We start from the raw sequence: 16,840 nt of genomic DNA on the forward strand, positions 1-16,840 counted from the left end.
CTTACGTACTGCGCGACGCCACCATCCCCAGCGTGATCAGGCCGAGTACGACCCAGCCGAACCACAGCCAGCCATTGCTGCCGAGCGCCACCGTGTAGGCCGTCACCATGACGAGCCCGCCCACGGTGATCACCCCCATCGTCTTCGTCGTACCGGGCATCGCAACACCCTCCTCCAGGCGGGTCCGCGACGCGGGCCGTGGCCTTGGGCCCATTTTCACCCGGAGGGAGGCGGTTCGCCAGGGCCGGGCGACCTACTCGTTCCCCTGCAACGGGCTCTTGTCCCTGTGTTCCAGACTGCAGACCACCAGGTAGTAGCCCTTGGCCCACAGACCTGTGCTGCGCAGGCCATGACTCCAGAAGACCGCGGAACTGCGCCCGAAATCCTCCGGCGGGGCGTCCGCCGCGCACTGGTCGTTCGCCTGGGCATCGGCGTCCTCGCCGGACGCGACGGTCTTGAGATGGGTGATCTGAATGACGAGCCCCACATGGTTCTTGTCGCAGGCGACCAGCTGGTAGTGCGTGTAGACGAGCGCGTCCCCGTCCTCATGGCCGAGGCAGTCGCCGCGCTGTATCTGGGTCGCGTCCTTGAACGTCATCCCGTAGGGGCGGAGTTTTCCGAGCGGGCCGTACATCGGGCCGTGCTTTCCGACCAGCAGGCACGCGACATTGCCGCCGGTGGCGTGGAAGGCCTGGCGGGTGGGCACGACCGCCATGCTGCGCACGTTCCACGCGAGCCTTTCAGCGGTCCCCTTCGTCAACTCCTCGCACCGGTCCGCTCCCTGGCGATCGGCGACCTCGAACGAGGGAGCCTTGTACAGGGCCATCACTTGCCCGTCGGGAACGGCGTTCCCGCAGCTGGGATCCAGCGTCAGACGCGGGACACCCGCCACGGAGCCGGGGGACGGGTCGCCCACGACGCAGTCGCCCTTCCGGAGAGGTTCGGAGAGTCCGACCGTGTCCCCGTACGGCAGGACGACCTTGTGCGCCATCGCGTACCAGACCCCGCCGGCCGTCAGCCCCAGCGCGAGGAGAACCGCCGCCAGGGCTTGCAGGACACGCGGGCGCTTGCGGCGGCGCCGGCCCGAGGGGCCGGTGACCGGGCCGGGCGGCGCTCCGTACCAGGGCGGGCCGAAGCCCGGTCCCGGCTGTGGCGTGCTCGGCGCCGACCGGCCGAGTTCCTGCCCCGGCCGCGGGGCGTACGCGCCGGGTGCCTGGGCGGTGGGGGCGTACGGGCCCGGTGCTTGGGCGGTGGGGGCGTACGGGCCCGGTGCTTGGGCCGTGGGCGTGTACGCGGCCGGTGTGGCGAGGCCTTGGTCCTGCGCGGGACCGCTGGAGCTCTGGTTCCGTGCGGGGCTGCCGGTGCTCTGGTTCTGTGCGGGGCCGCCGAAGCGTTCGTCCGGTGGAGCCATGCCCGGGCCCGAAGCCCCGTCGGACGTGACGAGCCTCGCCCAGGGCGGCTGCGAGCCCGTGTCGACCTGGGTCGGCGGATGCGGCTCGGGCGTGATGATCCGGGCCAGCGCCGCCGCCGCGTCCTCAGCGGAGATCCGCCGGGCGGGATCCTTGATCAGCAGCGCCTCGACGACCGGCCACAGCGCCCCGGCCCGCCGCGGCGGTGGCGCCTCCTCCAGGACCACGGCGGTGATCGCCGCGAGATCGGTGCCGCGGTCGAACGGCCCGAAGCCCTCCACACCGAAATAGAGGGTGCAGCCCAACGAGAACAGATCGGCCGCCGCCGTCGCCGGCCCGCCGGTGGTCCGCTCCGGCGCCAGATATCCGGCCGTGCCCACCAGGATGGACGTCCGGGTCCAGCGGGTCTCGGGGGAGTCCGGCTGGACGGAGATGCCGTAGTCGGTGAGCAGGATCCGGGCACCCGGCATGCCGGTGCGGTCCGGAGCGAGCAGGATGTTGGCGGGTTTGACGTCCCGGTGCATGATGCCGCGCTCATGCCCGGCGGTCAGGGCGTCAAGGACCGCGAGGCCCATACGGGCACATTCGGCGGGTGCCAGCGGACCGCGCCGGGCGAGCCAGTCGCGCAGATCCTCCGCGCCCGCCACGTACTCCATCACGATCCACGGCAGGCCCTCGTGTTCCAGGACGTCGTGCACGGTGACCACGTGCGGGTGCCCGCGCAGGACCGCCGCGTGCCGCGCCTCGGCACGGGCGCGCGCGATGCGGGACTCGTGCTCCTCACCACCGTCCGGCAGGTTGCGGAACCTGATCTCCTTGAGCGCGACATCGCAGTCGAGCCGCTGGTCGTGGGCGAGCCACACATGGCCCATCCCACCCGAGCCGACCTGGTCCAGCAGCCGATACCGGCCGGCGATGATCCGGCCCACTCCCGACTTCGGTGATCCTGGTGCCATCCGGTTGCTCCCCGGGTTCTGCGCTGGTTCGTACGCGGATCAGGACGTGCCTTCGGTGAGCCCACCGGAGTCGGTCGTACGGTGCACAGAGGTCGCGTAGACCACACCGGTCGCGGAGTCGCTGACACCGGGGTCGGCCGAAGCCGGGTCGCTGGAGGCCGGTGCGCCGCTGGCCGTCGGCTCCGTGGAGGTGGAGGCCGGGTCGGTCGACACGGACTCCGAGGGGGTGGCCGCCGCGCTCGTCGTGGTGTCGGGCGGGGAACCGCTCGACGCGGGCGGCAGGTCCGTCCCGCCGGACGGCGTCGGTGGCGTTGGCGGCGTCGTGTCGGGGCCGGTGCTGGATTCGCCCGGGCCGGTGGTGGTCTCGCCGGGGCCGGTGGTGGACTCGTCCGGGCCGGTGGTGGACTCGTCCGGGCCGGTGCTGGATTCGCCCGGGCCCGTGCTGGATTCGCCCGGGCCGGTGGTGGACTCGTCCGGCCCGGTGGTGGACTCGTCCGGGCCGGTGCTCGATTCGCCTGGACCCGTGCTCGACTCGTCCGGACCCGTGGTCACTGCACCGGAGTCCGGGGGAGTGCTCTGGCCGCCGCTCTCCTCGGACCGCACGAACAGCGTCACGGCCGCGCCCCACTCCAGCGTGCTGCCCTCGACGGGCTCGGAGGCGGTGACCTGGGCGTCGTCGGGCGGCAGGGAGGCGCCGTCGTACGTCATGGCGAGGCCCGCAGCAGCGAGTGCCTGGCTCGCCTCGGCGAACGTCTTCCGGGTGACCGTCGGAACGGCGTGTTCCGTGCGGGTGTCGAAGGACTGGTCGTCCTCACCCTCGGTGCCGAGTGGGCGGGCGATCCCGTGATCGGGGTTCTGGACGTCGACGAGCTGGAGCCGGTCGATGTCAGTATTCCCGGGCGGCGGCTCGACGAGCACGATGTGATCCTGGTGATAGCCGGACCACTTCTTGTTTCCGTCCTTGAACTGCACCGAAGTCTTTTTGATGTTTCCCTTGAAGGGCCGCAGCGGATTACCGCACGAGCACTTCACGGCGGGCAGCCCCTGCTGGTCGACCAGAATCGCGATTCCGGCCTGTAGCAAGGAGTTGAAGGGGACCGCCTTGCCGTGCTTGTACTCGTGATTCGTCACGAGGGTGTCGTGGCGCAACACGACGGGTGTGAGTTGATCGATATAACCCGAGATTTCGCCCGGGTCGATGTGCAGCACTCGCGCCCATTCCTGTGCCTTGGCCGAGTTCTCGGGAGCGGTGAGGAACTTCTTCAGCTGCGCCACGACGCAGGTGCCGGGCTTCGTGGACCCGCCGAACTCACCGGTGGCGCCGCCCTCAGTGTCCCCACCTGTGCCGCCACCACCTGGGGTGTTCCCGCTTCCGGGCGTGCCCCCGTACAGCCCCGGGCTGTTGCTGGCCTGCACCCCGCCGGTCGCCCGTGCCTCGGGGAGGCGGGTGTCCTTGCCCAGCTTGCCGTCCTCCTTGAAGAAGGGATTGGCCTGCGAAATCCCCGAGGCCACGGCACGCACTACGAACAATTGATCGGATTTGCTGCACCCGCTGACTATCAGCACGGAAACCAGCAGTAGAGCGATCCTTCGGGCCGCCGAAATCCCAGCCCTTTGCATGGACGCATGAAATGTCATGACCGCTCCCCCTGCGGTTTCCCCCGTGGACCCCGCGCACCGGAGGACCGGACGCGGGGGCTTCACATTCCATGCTACTGAATGCCGACGGCTTTCACGCAAGGCGAATAGAAAAGTTAATTCAGCGACCGGAAGATGACCTGGCGGCCGAAAGGGAATTCAGCGACCGCGTGCGTTGAGTGAGGCCAGATAGGCGTTGTACGCCTCGAGTTCCTTGTCGCCGTCGCGGTCCGCGGCCCGGTCCGAGCGCTTGGCCTGCCGCTGCTCGGAGCCGTACCACTGGAACAGCAGCGCGATCAGCACGAGGACGGAGGGGATCTCACTGAACGCCCAGGCGATGCCGCCCGCCGCGTTCTGGTCGGCGAGTGCGTCGATGCCGAGGGAGGCGGGCGGGTTCTTGTACGTGTTGATCATCGGCTCGGACGCCATCATCAACGCGATGCCGAAGAACGCGTGGAACGGCATGCCCGCGAACAGCTCCAGCATCCGCATCAGGTAGCCGGGTCGGTGCGGACCGGGGTCGACGCCCATGATCGGCCAGAAGAAGACCAGGCCGACGGCGAGGAAGTGGCACATCATCGCGATGTGTCCCGCCTTGGAGCCCATCAGGGAGTCGAAGATCGGCGAGAAGTACAGCCCGTACAGGCTCGCGATGAACAGCGGGATGGTGAACGCGGGGTGCGTGATGATCCGCATGTACCGGCTGTGCAGGAACATCAGCAGCAGCTCACGAGGCCCCTTGCTGCCCCGCGTCGACGCGACCGGCAGGGCGCGCAGCGCCAGCGTGATCGGCGCCCCGAGCAGGATCAGGATCGGCGACAGCATGCTGATCACCATGTGCTGCACCATGTGGACGCTGAACATGACCATGCCGTAGTCGTTCAGCTTCGTGCACATCACGAGCATCACGGTCAGCACGCCGATGACGAAGGCGGAGGTCCGGCCCCACGACCACTTGTCGCCGCGCCGCGCGAGCCGCACGACCCCCCAGCCGTACAGGCCGAGCCCCACCAGGCAGGCGACGAGGAAGAACGGGTCCGCGGACCATTCGAGCCCCCGCCCCAGCGTGAACGGCGGCAGATCCATGGTCATGCCGTGCCCGCTGTGATCCATCCGCCGGCTCCTGATTCGTACGGGTTGTGCTGTCTGTCCGAACCAGAGTAGGACTGACCCCGGTCACACCTGTGACCGGGGTCAGTGAAGCGCCCCTTCGGGGGCGCGGGGCTGTGACATTGTGCGGCTCCGCCGCGTGGGCGCGACCAGCCACGACGAACCCGCAGTCGCCGAACAGCTAAAGCACGCACTCCGCTTCCGCGTACCGCTCGTCCGGCACCGTCTTCAGGGTCTCCACGGCCTCCGCGAGCGACACCATCACGATGTCGGTCCCCCGCAGCGCCGTCATCCGACCGAACTCCCCGCGGTGCACAGCCTCCACGGCATGCCAGCCGAACCGCGTCGCGAGCACCCGGTCGTACGCGGTCGGCGTGCCGCCCCGCTGCACATGCCCGAGAATCACCGGCCGCGCCTCCTTGCCGAGCCGCTCCTCCAGCTCAAGGGAGAGCTGCCGGGCGATCCCCGCGAACCGCTCATGCCCGTAGACATCCTTGCCGCCCTCGTCGAAGGCCATGGTCCCGGCCTTCGGTTTGGCCCCCTCGGCGGCCACGACGATGGCGAACCGCTTCCCCGCCTCGAATCGCTCGCCGACCTTCGCGGCCAGTTCCTCGATGTCGAAGGGGCGTTCCGGTACGACGATGGCGTGGGCGCCGGCCGCCATGCCGGAGTGCAGCGCGATCCAGCCGGTGTGACGGCCCATGACCTCCACGATCAGGACACGCTGGTGGGACTCGGCGGTGGTCTTCAGCCGGTCCAGGGCCTCGGTCGCGACGCCGACGGCGGTGTCGAAACCGAAGGTGACATCCGTGACCGCGATGTCGTTGTCGATGGTCTTCGGCACGCCGACGATCGGCAGGCCGCTGTCCGAAAGGAGACGGGCCGCCTTGAGCGTGCCCTCGCCGCCGATCGGGATGATGGCGTCGAGGCCGAGCTCCGCGACGTGCCCCTTGGCCCGCTCCACGCCGTCACGCAGATGCGCCGGCTGGACCCGGGAGGAGCCGAGCATGGTGCCGCCGCGAGCCAGGATGCCGCTCACCGCGTCGAGGTCGAGCTTGAGGTAGTCGCACTCCAGAAGGCCTTTCCAGCCGTCCCGGAAGCCGATGACCTCGTCGCCGTGGTCGACGACGGCACGGTGCACGACGGACCGGATGACGGCGTTCAGGCCGGGGCAGTCGCCGCCGGACGTGAGGACACCAATGCGCATAGCCCGAAATACCTTCTCAACGTGGGCCGGAGACCGGACCACGCTGTCCGGCTGGACCCCGCCACCCTACCGGCGGCAGGGGGCGGGTCCGCATCGTGCGTCCGCCTGCTGGACGTCCCCGCACAGGTGAGCGGAAGTCCTGTCAGACGGGCCCTGGACGGGGCCCTGCGGAACCGTTTCTCAAGCAGGTCAGGCGGGCTGCTGGGCCGAGGCGATGCGCTCATTGCGCAGTGCCTCGTACCACCGGTCGTCGATCGGCGGCAGCGCGTTCACGTCCAGCGCCAGCTTCAGCAGCAGGTCCGCGATCTGCGGGTTGCGGGCGAGCACGGGCCCGTGCATGTACGTACCGAAGACGGTGTCGTTGTACGCGCCCTCGGTGCCGTCGCCCGTGCCGTTGCCCTTGCCGAGCCGCACGTTCGCGAAGGGACGGGCGGTGGGGCCGAGGTGGGTGACGCCCTGGTGGTTCTCGAAGCCGGTCAGCTGGGGCAGGCCCAGGCGCGGGTCGATGTCCGCGAGGACGTCGCCGACGCACCGCTCGCCCTCGCCGCGCACCGAGACCACGTCGAGCAGACCGAGGCCCGGCTCGCGCTGCCCGAGGTCGTTGATGAACTCGTGGCCGAGGATCTGGTAGCCCGCGCACACCGAGAACACGATCGCGCCGTTGCTGACCGCGCGGTGCAGGCCGCCGTCGCGGCGCAGGCGCTCCGCGGCGAGCCGCTGCGGGCGGTCCTCGCCGCCGCCGATCAGGTAGATGTCGCCGGAGGTCGGGATCGGCTGGTCGCTGCGCACGTCGAGACGGGCCACGTCGAGGCCGCGCTGGCGGGCCCGGCGCTCTACGACGAGGGCGTTGCCCTGGTCGCCGTAGGTGCTCAGCAGGTCCGGGTAGATCCACACCAGACGCAAGCTGTTGTCACTCATTCTCTTCGTCCTCCGTGGCTCAGTTGCCGACACGACGCCTCAAGTCCTGGAAAGCGGTGTAGTTCGCGATGACCTCGATACGTCCGGGCGGTGCCAGCTGCACGGCCTGGTCGAGGTTCTCGCAGACCTGGAAGTGCTGGTTCGCGACTTCCAGGCGCACGGCGAGGTCCAGCTTCCGGTCGCCGAGAACGAAGATCGGGTGCCCGGTCAGCCGCGTGTAGTCGACGTCCCACAGCCAGGAGGTGTCGGTGCCGTCGGCGCCGCGCGCGTTCACCGAGAGGATCACCGGCGTCGGCGGCGGGTCGATCAGGGAGAACGTCTCCAGCCAGCCCGCGGGGTTCTTGGCGAGCAGCAGACGCAGGTCGCGCTGCATGAACTGCACCACGTCGTAGCGCCCGGCCACCGCCTGTACCTGGTACATGCGTTCCAGGGCGACCTGCGGCGGCACCCCGAAGACGGCGGCGACGGCGGCCGACGAGGCGGCGTTCGCCTTGTTGGCGCGGCCCGGCAGCTGGAGGTGGATCGGCCAGGCGGAGCCGTGCGGGTCGAGGACGTGGTCCCCGGACAGCACCCAGGTCGGCGTCGGGCGGCGGAAGCCGCACTCGCCGCAGAACCAGTCGTCACCGGGGCGCTGCATCACACCGCCGCAGGACGGGCACGACCAGGCGTCGTCCTTCCACATCTGCCCGGCGGCGACCCACATCACATTCGCCGAGGAGGACGCGGCCCACACGACGAGCGGGTCGTCGGCGTTAGCGACCACGACGGCCTTGGAACCGGCCAGGCCCTCGCGCCAGTGCTCGGCCATCATCCGGGTCTCGGCGGCCCGGTCGAGCTGGTCGCGGGAGAGGTTGAGCAGCGCGATGCACTTCGGGTCGGTGTCGCGTGCGACACCGGAGAGGTACTTCTCGTCGACCTCGATGACCGCGTACTTGGCGTCCGAACCCCCGGCGAGCGCCGAGGTGATACCGGCCGGCATGTTGGCGCCGAGCGCGTTGGACACGACGGGGCCCGCGGCGCCGAGCGCCTCCGCGATCAGCCGGGTCGTGGTGGTCTTGCCGTTCGTCGCCGACACCAGGATCACGTCCAGGTGTGTGGCCAGCCTGGCCAGCAGGTCGGGGTCGAGCTTGAGTGCCACCCGGCCGCCGATCACCGATCCGCTGCCGCGTCCGGCGGCCCGCGAGACGGCCGCCGCCGCCTTGCCCGCCGTCACGGCCAGCTTGGCCCGCGGCGTCAGCGGGTCCGAGTTGCCTGACATCGTTTCTCGATCCTCCTTGCGTACGCGCCGCGCCTCTGCCCCCGGCACCGTGTGGGCCTCAGCCTATCGAGATCCACTCACGTGCCCGAATCGCGGCACCATCACGGTGCCCGCGCGACCTGCGCGCGCCCTTGAGGACCGTACCCTTGCCGCCATGCGACACGGCTCCATCCCGGGCGCCCACGGGCGCGTCCGGCCTCTGACCCTGCTCGGCGACCCCGTCCTGCGTACCGCGTGTGAAGAAGTCACGGACTTCGGTCCCCAACTCGCCCGGCTCGTCGAGGACATGTTCGCGACGATGTACGCCAGCGAGGGGGTGGGCCTTGCCGCGAACCAGGTCGGCGAGGCGCTCAAGGTCTTCGTGTACGACTGCCCGGACGACGACGATGTCCGGCATCTGGGACATGTGGTGAACCCACGGCTCGTCCAGGCCGACGGTCTGGTCCTGCGTGGGCCGGAGGGCTGTCTGTCGCTGCCGGGTCTGGAAGCGGGCACCGAGCGGTACGACCACGCGGTCGTCGAGGGCTTTACGGTGACCGGTGAGCCGGTGCGTGTGCATGGCACCGGCTGGTTCGCTCGATGCCTGCAGCACGAGTGCGACCACCTTGACGGCGGGGTGTACGTGGACCGGGTTTCCGGGTGGCGCCGGCGCCGGGTGATGAGGCAGGTGGCGCGGGCGTCTTGGGGTAGCTGAGGCGGTGCGTCGGCTGCGGGTTGTTTGTGGCTGGTCGCGCAGTTCCCCGCGCCCCTAAAGGCCGGGCGCTCAGGTCAGCGCCCCTTCAGGGGCGCGGGGAACTGCGCGCTCAGCCACGAACAACCCGCAGCCGACCTACAACCTCAGAACCCCGGACCGCCGACCTTGTCACCCGCCGCAGCGAGCCGACCCCACAAAAGGTCAGCCAAACTACGTACCAACTCGGCCCGCGAACAGGGCCGTTCCCCCAGCCACCAGTCCCCGGCGGCATGCATCATGCCGACGATCCCGTGCCCCCACACCCGCGCGAGCTGCTGGCTGCCGGGCCCGAGATCGACCCGCTCCTCGATGACCTCGGCCAGTTCCTCGCCCATGCGGCGCAGCAACGGCGCGGAGTGCTTGCCCACGTCGAAGCCCGGGTCGCCCGGCTGCGCACCCTCCGTGGGGTGCATCAGGAAACGGTAGACCTGAGGGTGCGCCTCGATGGCCGCGAGATAGGTGTCGAGCGTGGCCTCCACCCGCTCCCGGCGCTCGGCCGGAGCGTCCAGCGCGGCCCGCAGCGCCCCCAGCAGCGCATCGGTGTGCCGCTTGGCGAGCGCGGCGTAGAGTCCGCCCTTGTCGCCGAAGTGGCGGTAGAGGATCGGCTTGGTGATGCCCGCCTCGGCGGCGATGGCGTTCATCGAGGCCCCGGGGCCGTCGCGGAGCACTACCCGGTCGGCGGCTTCCAGCAGCTCGCGCCGGCGGCGGTCGGCGGACCTCTGCTGATCGGTCCGCTGTGTGGTGTCCATGTGCTCTCCCCACCCGTGGTGATTCGGTGACGCCTGCGCAAACTAACACTCATCGGCGTATGGCTATCGAACGGGCTGCCGAGCGCGGTTCGGGAGTTGACTTTTCCTACTGGTCAGTAACACACTCCAGTTACCGCAAGTAACAGTTTAGTGCAGCGCTGGAGGGGACATGGCCGAGTTCACCATGGAGCTCAACGACGAACAGAAGGAGGTCCGGGACTGGCTGCACGGCTTCGCCGCCGACGTCATCCGCCCCGCGGCCGCCGAATGGGACGAGCGCGAAGAGACTCCCTGGCCGGTCATCCAGGAGGCCGCGAAGGTCGGCATCTACTCCCTGGACTTCTACGCCCAGCAGTACTTCGACCCCACCGGCCTCGGCATACCGATGGCCATGGAGGAGCTGTTCTGGGGCGACGCGGGCATAGCCCTCTCCATCGTCGGCACCGGCCTCGCCGCCGTGGGCGTCCTCGCCAACGGCACCGAGGAGCAGATCGGCACCTGGATCCCCCAGATGTACGGCGACGCCAACGACGTCAAGGTCGCGGCCTTCTGCTCCTCCGAGCCCGACGCCGGCTCCGACGTCGCCTCCATGCGCACGCGTGCCGTCTATGACGAGGCCAAGGACGAATGGGTCCTCAACGGCACCAAGACCTGGGCGACCAACGGCGGCATCGCCAACGTCCACGTCGTGGTCGCGGTCGTCGATGCCGAGCTGGGCTCCAAGGGCCACGCCTCCTTCATCGTCCCGCCGAACACCCCGGGCCTCTCCCAGGGCCAGAAGTTCAAGAAGCACGGCATCCGCGCCTCGCACACCGCCGAGGTCGTCCTGGAGAACGTGCGCATCCCCGGCTCCTGTCTCCTCGGCGGCAAGGAGAAGCTCGACGAGCGCCTCGCCCGTGCGCGGGAGCGGGCCAAGGCCGGTGGCGGTGAGCGGGTGAAGAACGCCGCGATGGCCACGTTCGAGGCGAGCCGCCCCGCGGTGGGTGCCATGGCGGTGGGTACCGCACGCGCCGCGTACGAGGTGGCCCTCGACTACGCGAAGACGCGTGAGCAGTTCGGGCGGCCGATCATCGACAACCAGGGGGTCGCCTTCCAGCTCGCGGACATGCGGACGTCCATCGATGCGGCTCGGCTGCTGGTGTGGCGTGCGTCCTGGATGGCGATCAGCGGGAAGCAGTTCATGGCGGCCGAGGGGTCGATGTCGAAGCTGTTCGCGAGCGAGACGGCGAAGAAGGTGACCGGGCAGGCGATTCAGATCCTCGGGGGCAATGGCTACACGCGGGAGTACCCGGTGGAGCGGATGCATCGTGACGCGGCGATCTACACGATCTTCGAGGGGACGAGTGAGATTCAGCGCCTGGTGATTGCGCGCACCTTGTCCGGGATGCCGATTCGTTAGAGGTGCTATGCGGGCTGCGGGCCGGTTGTGGCTGAGCGCGCAGTTCCCCGCGCCCCTTTCAGGGGCGCTCTCGCTCAGCGGTGTTTCAAAGGTGTGAGTTGCTCGATGTCGTACCTCGCCCGCAGCTCCTCGATTGCCGTGACGTCTGGGGGGCCGCCCGTCCCCAGGATCTCCAGCAGCTCGTCGAAGTAGCGCTCGTGGTCCGGGGGCGGGGACGCCTGGAAGAACATCTTGGCCGGGGTCTCCGTAGGGTTGGAGAAGGCGTGGGGGCAGCCCGGGGGTACGACGATGACCGTGCCCGGTGTGGCCCGGACCACGCGGGTGCCCGAACTGGACTCCCACTTCTGCCAGTTGTCGGGGGTCCGTATCCGCGGCTCGAAGGCGAGCACGTCCAGCTCGCCTTCGAGCACGTAGAACAACTCCTCGCTGCGCGTGTGCACATGGGCGCCGACGTCGAAGCCGGGCGGTACCAGCACCTCGAAGGTGGAGGCGGTGCGCGAGTGCGAGCCGGTCACCTTGAACGTCACGTGCTGGGCGGGTGTCTGGACCACGCGGCCGTGACCCGGGGGCACGAGCAGCCCTTCGGTTGCCGTCATCGGCCGCTCACCACGTCACGGGCAGGGCCTCGGGGCCACGGATCAACGCGCCTTTCCTGAAGGGGACTTGATCCGGCGGTACGGCCAGCCGCAGTCCCGGCATCCGGTCGAGCAGCGCGTCGACCATGAGCTCGGACTCCAGCCTGGCCAGCATCCCGCCCGGGCAGTAGTGCGGGCCGAAGCCGAACGCCGCATGCGGATTGGGGCTGCGGGAGAAATCGATGGTCTCCGGGTCCGGGAAGACGTCCGGGTCGCGGTTCGCGGCCATGTACGACACGTAGATCGCGTCGCCCGCCCGGATCCGTACGCCCTTGATCTCCACGTCCTCCATCGCGATCCGCGACAGCCCGACCGCGCTGCGGTGCGGGATGTAGCGGATCAGCTCGTCGATGGCCTGGGGACGGATCTCCGGCTCGGCCCGCAGCCGTTCGGCCAGGTCGGGGCGGGTCATCAGGATGTAGAACAGCTGCCCGCTGTTGTTCGTGACCGCCTCGCCGCCGATCTGGAGGAGGACGGCGAGCCCGACGGCCTCCTCCAGCGTGATCTCGTCCTGGCCCACGGCGGCGCCCAGCAGGGAGGTGACGTCCTCGTCGGTGCTGCCGCGCCGGTCGCCGATGAGCTTCGTGAAGTACGCGCCCATCTCTTCCTTGGCCTTCTCGCTGACCTCGGCGCCGTGCGAGGAGGACAGGATCAGCTGCGTCCAGGTGTGCATGCTCTGCCGGTCGACGGCCGGGACGCCCATCAACTCGCAGATGACCGCGATGGGGAAGGGGCTGAGGACCGCCTCGGTGAGGTCCGCGGGCGGGCCGTCCTGGAGCATCTCGTCGACCAGCTCGTCGAGCATGCGCCGGGATTTCTCGCGCACTCGTTCCACACCGCGTGCCGTGAACGCGGCGGCCACCGAGCGGCGCAGCCGGGTGTGGTCGGGCGGGTCGAGGAACCCCACCGCGCCGCGGGCCGGAATGAAGTGCGGGGCGAGCCGGGTGACCGGCCGGTCCATGACCGCCTCACGGCTGAACCGGGGGTCGTTGGCCACCATGCGGACGTCGTCGTACCGCGTCACCAGCCACGCCCAGCCCTCGCCGTTGGGCAGCTGGATCCGGGTGACCGGGCCCTCCCGCATCAGCCGGGTGAGGACCGGGTCGAAGTCCACGCCCGTCAGATCGAGGGCGGGCCAGTGGCGGACGGGAGGCAGTGCCTCGGTGATCGTGTCCTCGGTCATTTCCGGCTCGCCTTCCCCTCGGTCGAGTCGTGCCAGCGGCCCAGGGCCATCTCCGCGGTGATGCCGGGGCCGAAGCCCGCGAGCAGCCCGCGTGCGGAGTGCTCGGCGCCGCCCTCGTCGAACAGCCGGCGCAGCGCGTCCAGGACGACGGCGCTGGCGATGTTGCCGTACTCGGTGAGGGTGGCCCGGCTGAACCGGAAGGCGTCCGGCGGGACTTCGAGGAACTTGCTGAGGTCGTCCAGGATCCTGGGACCGCCCGCGTGGATGATGTAGAAGTCCAGGTCGGAGGCGTCCCAGCCGTGCTGACGCGCGAGGGCGTGCAGCGCGGGAGCGAGCGGTTCCATCGTCCCCGGCACCCGCTTGTCCAGCAGGAAGTGGAAGCCGGTGGCCCGGACGTCGTACATGATCCAGTCTTCGGTCTTGGGGACCAGGTACGAGCCGTTGCGCTCCAGGTGGATACCGGTGCCGCCCTTGCCGCGGACGACGGCCGCGGCGATGCCGTCCCCGAACAGGCCGTTGCACAGGAGCGAGCCGACGCCGAGGTCGGTCGGCTGGTAGCAGAGCGAGCAGAACTCGCAGGCCACGATGAGCGCGTTGGCGTCGGGGTAGGCCGTGCAGAAGTCGTGTGCCCGGTTGATCGCGGCGCCGCCGGCCGCACAGCCCAGCTGGGCTATGGGTATCTGGCGGGTGTCGCTGTTGAAGTCCATCGAGTTGATCAGCCAGGCCGTGAGCGAGGGCATCATGAACCCGGTGCACGACACATAGATGATCATGTCGATGTCGGTGGTGAGCAGCTCGGCGTCGTCGAGCGCCCGCTGCACGACCGCGGGAACGCGGGCCTTCGCCTCGCTCTCGTAGACCTTGTTGCGTTCCTCGAAGCCTGGGTGTTTCAGCGTCTCCGCGATGGGCTGCACGATGTGCCGTGTCTGCACGCCGGTGTTCTCGATCAGCCGGAGTGCCAACGGCAGCTGGGGGTGGTCCTCATGACGGGAGCGCGCCAGTTCCAGCGTCTCCTCCATCGTGATCACGTATTCCGGAACCGAGACCGAGGGTCTGCACAAAGTCGCCATGGAGCGCGCCTTCTTTCGCCTTCCGGGGAACTCTCGTCCCCCGGCGGAAGGAGTGGTTCACCCACGATGCGAACGGGTGGTTCATCCACGATCACCCGGAAGCGTGGGGATATCGCGCCGGGTTACTCCATTCCGGCGAATTTCGGGAGGGCGTGGGACCCTCGGGGAAGGGGCCCCGGGACAGTCGAACCGAAGGAGTACGGGATGACGCGGACAGCCAGGGAACTGCTGGTCAGCACGGTCGGGAAGCTCGCCCCCGACCCGCACGCCAACCGGCTGCTGCCCCTGATCGGGCGGGGCGCGGCGCAGCGCTCCACGCTCGCCGCGCTCGCCCTGGAACAGCGTCATGTGATCGCCGCGGACCGCCGGGCGTTCCTGCACCTGGCCGAACGGTCGGCGGCTGAGGCCGAGAGCGCCGCTTTCTTCGCCATGCTCGCGGAGGGTGAGGCCATGGCCCAGGACCGGCTCGGTGTGTACGCCGCCGCGGTCGGGGCCGACGACGCGGGGGCGGCGGCGTACGAGCCGCTCGCGGACTGCCAGACGTATCCCGCGTACGTCGCCTGGCTCGCCCTGAACGGCTCACCGGTGGACGTGGTCCTCGCGCTCAGCGCCAACTTCGCGGCGTGGGGCGGCTATTGCGCCACGATCGCCCAGGCCCTGCGCCGCCACTACGGCCTCGACGACGAGGCCTGCGGCTTCTTCGACTTCTTCGCCGAGCCCGCGCCCGAGCTGGAACAACGGGCCCTGGACGCCATCCAGGCCGGGCTCGACGCCGGACGGGTGGACGAGGGCGAGGTGTACGGGTACGGCCGTCTGCTTCAGGGCTACGAGGCGAAGTTCTGGCACGCCCTGTGGGAGCTGGACCAGCGCGTCCTGTAGGGGCGCTAGCCGGAGGCCGGCCCACTGCTGTGCGCGATGCACGCCACGTCGATGCGATCGGCGAGCTTGGCGAGCTCGATCGTGAGCGCGGCGACCGTGTCCTCGTCGAGCCCCTCCTGGCCGGCCTCCACCAGATGCAGCCACCGGCCGCCCACCGTGCGCAGCAGCTTGCTGACGTCGGCGGCCGCCACCTGCAACGTGCCGCGGTCGTCGACGATCAGAGGCAGGGTCACTTCGCGGTTCACAGAGGGGATCGTAGCTGCGGAACGCTCACGCTCCGTGCCATACGGTGGTGATGTTGCAGAACTCGCGGATTCCGTGCTCCGACAGCTCACGCCCGTAGCCGGACCGCTTCACCCCGCCGAACGGGAACGCCGGATGGGACGCCGTCATCCCGTTGACGTACACGCCACCCGCCTCCAGATCACGGACGAACCGGTCCACGTCGGTCCCGTCGCGCGTCCAGACGTTCGAACTCAGCCCGAACGGAGTGTCGTTGGCCAGGGCCACCGCCTCGTCCAGATCGGCCGCGCGGTAGAGCGTGGCGACGGGCCCGAAGGCCTCCTCGTGATGGATGCGCATCTCGGGGGTGATGTCGGCGAGGACGGTCGGCGCGTAGAACCAGCCATGGTCCTTGAAACCCTCGGGGCGCTCGCCGCCGCACAGGACGGTCGCGCCGCTCTCCACCGCGTCGTCGACCAGCTCCTCCAGGTCGCCGCGGCCCTGCTCGCTGGAGAGCGGGCCGACGTCCGTGTCCTCGTCCAGCGGATCGCCCACCTTCAGGGCCTTCATGCCCGCCGTGAACCGCTCCGCGAAGACGTCGAACACGTCGGTGTGCACGATGAACCGCTTGGCGGCGATGCACGACTGCCCGTTGTTCTGCACGCGTGCCGTCACGGCGACCTTCGCGGCCCGGTCGAGGTCCGCCGACGGCATGACGACGAACGGGTCGCTGCCGCCCAGCTCCAGGACCGTCTTCTTGACCTCGTCCCCCGTGACCGAGGCGACGGCCCGGCCCGCGGGTTCACTCCCGGTGAGGGTTGCCGCCTTGACGCGCGGGTCACGCAGGATGGCCTCGACGGCACCGGAGCCGATCAGCAGCGTCTGGAAGCAGCCCTCGGGGAAGCCCGCCCGGCGGAACAGTTCCTCCAGGTAGAGGGCGGTCTGCGGCACGTTCGAGGCGTGCTTGAGCAGCCCCACGTTGCCCGCCATCAGAGCGGGCGCGGCGAACCGGATCACCTGCCAGAGCGGGAAGTTCCACGGCATGACCGCCAGCACCGGCCCCAGCGGCCGGTAGCGCACCAGGACGCGGGAGGCCCCGGAGTCCTTGATGTCGGACTCGGCGGGCTCCTCGTCGGCGAGGAGCCCCTGGGCGTGGTCGGCGTACCAGCGCATCGCTTTGGCGCATTTGGCGGCCTCCGCGCGTGCCTGTTTCACCGGCTTGCCCATCTCCAGGGTCATCACCCGGCCGATGTCCTGCTGGTCCTCGTCGAGCAGGTCCGCGGCCCGGTGGAGCAGCCGCGCCCGCTCGGCGAAGGACGTGGTGCGATGGGTGCGGAACGCTGCCTCGGCGGTCGCGAGCCTGCGCTCGATCTCCTCGGCGCCCAGGGCGTCGTACGTCTTGAGCGTCTCGCCGTTCGCCGGGTTCACCGTCGCGATGGGCATGGCCGACCTCCTGAAGAGCGGGCTGTTCCTC

General features: G+C 69.8%; 15 protein-coding genes and 1 pseudogene. 3 read left to right on the plus strand and 13 right to left on the minus strand.

The features are described from left to right. Window position 1: 1 nt before the first annotated feature. From OIC96_RS41260 to OIC96_RS41290, 7 genes are all read right to left on the minus strand, one after another. Complete coding sequence (locus OIC96_RS41260; RefSeq protein ID WP_327426991.1) at window positions 2-160, minus strand: hypothetical protein; 159 nt, start codon at window positions 158-160, stop codon at window positions 2-4. A 93-nt stretch (window positions 161-253) separates the two neighbouring features. Beyond that, on the minus strand, window positions 254-2,365 hold the full coding sequence (locus OIC96_RS41265) for a serine/threonine-protein kinase (protein ID WP_330302931.1): 2,112 nt from the start codon (window positions 2,363-2,365) through the stop codon (window positions 254-256). 39 nt (window positions 2,366-2,404) lie between these two features. Next, complete coding sequence (locus OIC96_RS41270) at window positions 2,405-3,877, minus strand: DUF6777 domain-containing protein (protein WP_330302930.1); 1,473 nt, start codon at window positions 3,875-3,877, stop codon at window positions 2,405-2,407. Window positions 3,878-4,162: 285 nt separating this feature from the next. Continuing rightward, window positions 4,163-5,116 carry a cytochrome c oxidase assembly protein gene (locus tag OIC96_RS41275; RefSeq protein WP_330302929.1) on the minus strand — a complete coding sequence of 318 codons (954 nt, stop codon included), beginning with the start codon at window positions 5,114-5,116 and terminating at the stop codon, window positions 4,163-4,165. A 178-nt stretch (window positions 5,117-5,294) separates the two neighbouring features. Beyond that, a complete protein-coding gene (locus OIC96_RS41280; protein ID WP_330302928.1) occupies window positions 5,295-6,320 on the minus strand; it encodes a 6-phosphofructokinase in 1,026 nt (341 codons plus the stop codon). 189 nt (window positions 6,321-6,509) lie between these two features. Further along, window positions 6,510-7,238 carry a type 1 glutamine amidotransferase gene (locus OIC96_RS41285; RefSeq protein WP_327426986.1) on the minus strand — a complete coding sequence of 243 codons (729 nt, stop codon included), beginning with the start codon at window positions 7,236-7,238 and terminating at the stop codon, window positions 6,510-6,512. A gap of 19 nt (window positions 7,239-7,257) precedes the next feature. Further along, a complete protein-coding gene (locus OIC96_RS41290) occupies window positions 7,258-8,496 on the minus strand; it encodes a MurT ligase domain-containing protein (protein WP_327426985.1) in 1,239 nt (412 codons plus the stop codon). A gap of 154 nt (window positions 8,497-8,650) precedes the next feature. On the opposite strand from OIC96_RS41290, the gene def reads away from it, so the two are divergent. Then, a complete protein-coding gene (def, locus tag OIC96_RS41295) occupies window positions 8,651-9,190 on the plus strand; it encodes a peptide deformylase (protein ID WP_330302927.1) in 540 nt (179 codons plus the stop codon). A gap of 143 nt (window positions 9,191-9,333) precedes the next feature. Here def and OIC96_RS41300 read toward each other — a convergent pair whose 3' ends face one another. Beyond that, complete coding sequence (locus OIC96_RS41300; RefSeq protein ID WP_330302926.1) at window positions 9,334-9,978, minus strand: TetR family transcriptional regulator; 645 nt, start codon at window positions 9,976-9,978, stop codon at window positions 9,334-9,336. Window positions 9,979-10,147: 169 nt separating this feature from the next. On the opposite strand from OIC96_RS41300, the gene OIC96_RS41305 reads away from it, so the two are divergent. Continuing rightward, complete coding sequence (locus tag OIC96_RS41305) at window positions 10,148-11,377, plus strand: acyl-CoA dehydrogenase family protein (RefSeq protein ID WP_330302925.1); 1,230 nt, start codon at window positions 10,148-10,150, stop codon at window positions 11,375-11,377. A gap of 74 nt (window positions 11,378-11,451) precedes the next feature. Here the strand turns inward: OIC96_RS41305 and OIC96_RS41310 are convergent, their stop codons facing one another. The 3 genes and pseudogenes from OIC96_RS41310 to OIC96_RS41320 form a co-directional block, all read right to left on the minus strand. Beyond that, complete coding sequence (locus OIC96_RS41310; protein WP_330302924.1) at window positions 11,452-11,973, minus strand: cupin domain-containing protein; 522 nt, start codon at window positions 11,971-11,973, stop codon at window positions 11,452-11,454. Window positions 11,974-11,980: 7 nt separating this feature from the next. After that, entirely contained in the window at window positions 11,981-13,195 is a 1,215-nt protein-coding gene (locus OIC96_RS41315; protein WP_330302923.1) for a cytochrome P450, read from the minus strand. Further along, window positions 13,192-14,271: pseudogene (locus OIC96_RS41320) on the minus strand (type III polyketide synthase); the annotation flags it as partial. The gene OIC96_RS41315 and the pseudogene OIC96_RS41320, both read right to left, overlap by 4 nt. Window positions 14,272-14,469: 198 nt before the next feature. Here OIC96_RS41320 and OIC96_RS41325 point away from each other — a divergent pair. Next, window positions 14,470-15,144: a transcriptional regulator gene (locus OIC96_RS41325; protein WP_330302922.1), complete on the plus strand. Its 675-nt coding sequence runs from the start codon at window positions 14,470-14,472 to the stop codon at window positions 15,142-15,144. A gap of 5 nt (window positions 15,145-15,149) precedes the next feature. On the opposite strand, the gene OIC96_RS41330 is transcribed toward OIC96_RS41325, so the two are convergent. After that, entirely contained in the window at window positions 15,150-15,389 is a 240-nt protein-coding gene (locus OIC96_RS41330; protein WP_327426977.1) for a DUF6213 family protein, read from the minus strand. A 25-nt stretch (window positions 15,390-15,414) separates the two neighbouring features. After that, on the minus strand, window positions 15,415-16,809 hold the full coding sequence (locus OIC96_RS41335; RefSeq protein WP_330302921.1) for an NADP-dependent succinic semialdehyde dehydrogenase: 1,395 nt from the start codon (window positions 16,807-16,809) through the stop codon (window positions 15,415-15,417). Between the last annotated feature and the right edge of the window lie 31 nt (window positions 16,810-16,840).

The sequence above is a fragment of the Streptomyces sp. NBC_00775 genome, from assembly GCF_036347135.1.
Lineage (GTDB): Bacteria > Actinomycetota > Actinomycetes > Streptomycetales > Streptomycetaceae > Streptomyces > Streptomyces lutosisoli.

What these genes read in the sequence shown, in the direction of transcription:
- OIC96_RS41260 (WP_327426991.1), bottom strand. Translation starts at nt 160, where the DNA reads ATGCCCGGTACGACGAAGACGATGGGGGTGATCACCGTGGGCGGGCTC.
- OIC96_RS41305 (WP_330302925.1), top strand. Translation starts at nt 10,148, where the DNA reads ATGGCCGAGTTCACCATGGAGCTCAACGACGAACAGAAGGAGGTCCGG.
- OIC96_RS41280 (WP_330302928.1), bottom strand. Translation starts at nt 6,320, where the DNA reads ATGCGCATTGGTGTCCTCACGTCCGGCGGCGACTGCCCCGGCCTGAAC.
- def (WP_330302927.1), top strand. Translation starts at nt 8,651, where the DNA reads ATGCGACACGGCTCCATCCCGGGCGCCCACGGGCGCGTCCGGCCTCTG.
- OIC96_RS41265 (WP_330302931.1), bottom strand. Translation starts at nt 2,365, where the DNA reads ATGGCACCAGGATCACCGAAGTCGGGAGTGGGCCGGATCATCGCCGGC.
- OIC96_RS41335 (WP_330302921.1), bottom strand. Translation starts at nt 16,809, where the DNA reads ATGCCCATCGCGACGGTGAACCCGGCGAACGGCGAGACGCTCAAGACG.
- OIC96_RS41275 (WP_330302929.1), bottom strand. Translation starts at nt 5,116, where the DNA reads ATGGATCACAGCGGGCACGGCATGACCATGGATCTGCCGCCGTTCACG.
- OIC96_RS41315 (WP_330302923.1), bottom strand. Translation starts at nt 13,195, where the DNA reads ATGACCGAGGACACGATCACCGAGGCACTGCCTCCCGTCCGCCACTGG.
- OIC96_RS41300 (WP_330302926.1), bottom strand. Translation starts at nt 9,978, where the DNA reads ATGGACACCACACAGCGGACCGATCAGCAGAGGTCCGCCGACCGCCGC.
- OIC96_RS41285 (WP_327426986.1), bottom strand. Translation starts at nt 7,238, where the DNA reads ATGAGTGACAACAGCTTGCGTCTGGTGTGGATCTACCCGGACCTGCTG.
- OIC96_RS41325 (WP_330302922.1), top strand. Translation starts at nt 14,470, where the DNA reads ATGACGCGGACAGCCAGGGAACTGCTGGTCAGCACGGTCGGGAAGCTC.
- OIC96_RS41290 (WP_327426985.1), bottom strand. Translation starts at nt 8,496, where the DNA reads ATGTCAGGCAACTCGGACCCGCTGACGCCGCGGGCCAAGCTGGCCGTG.
- OIC96_RS41310 (WP_330302924.1), bottom strand. Translation starts at nt 11,973, where the DNA reads ATGACGGCAACCGAAGGGCTGCTCGTGCCCCCGGGTCACGGCCGCGTG.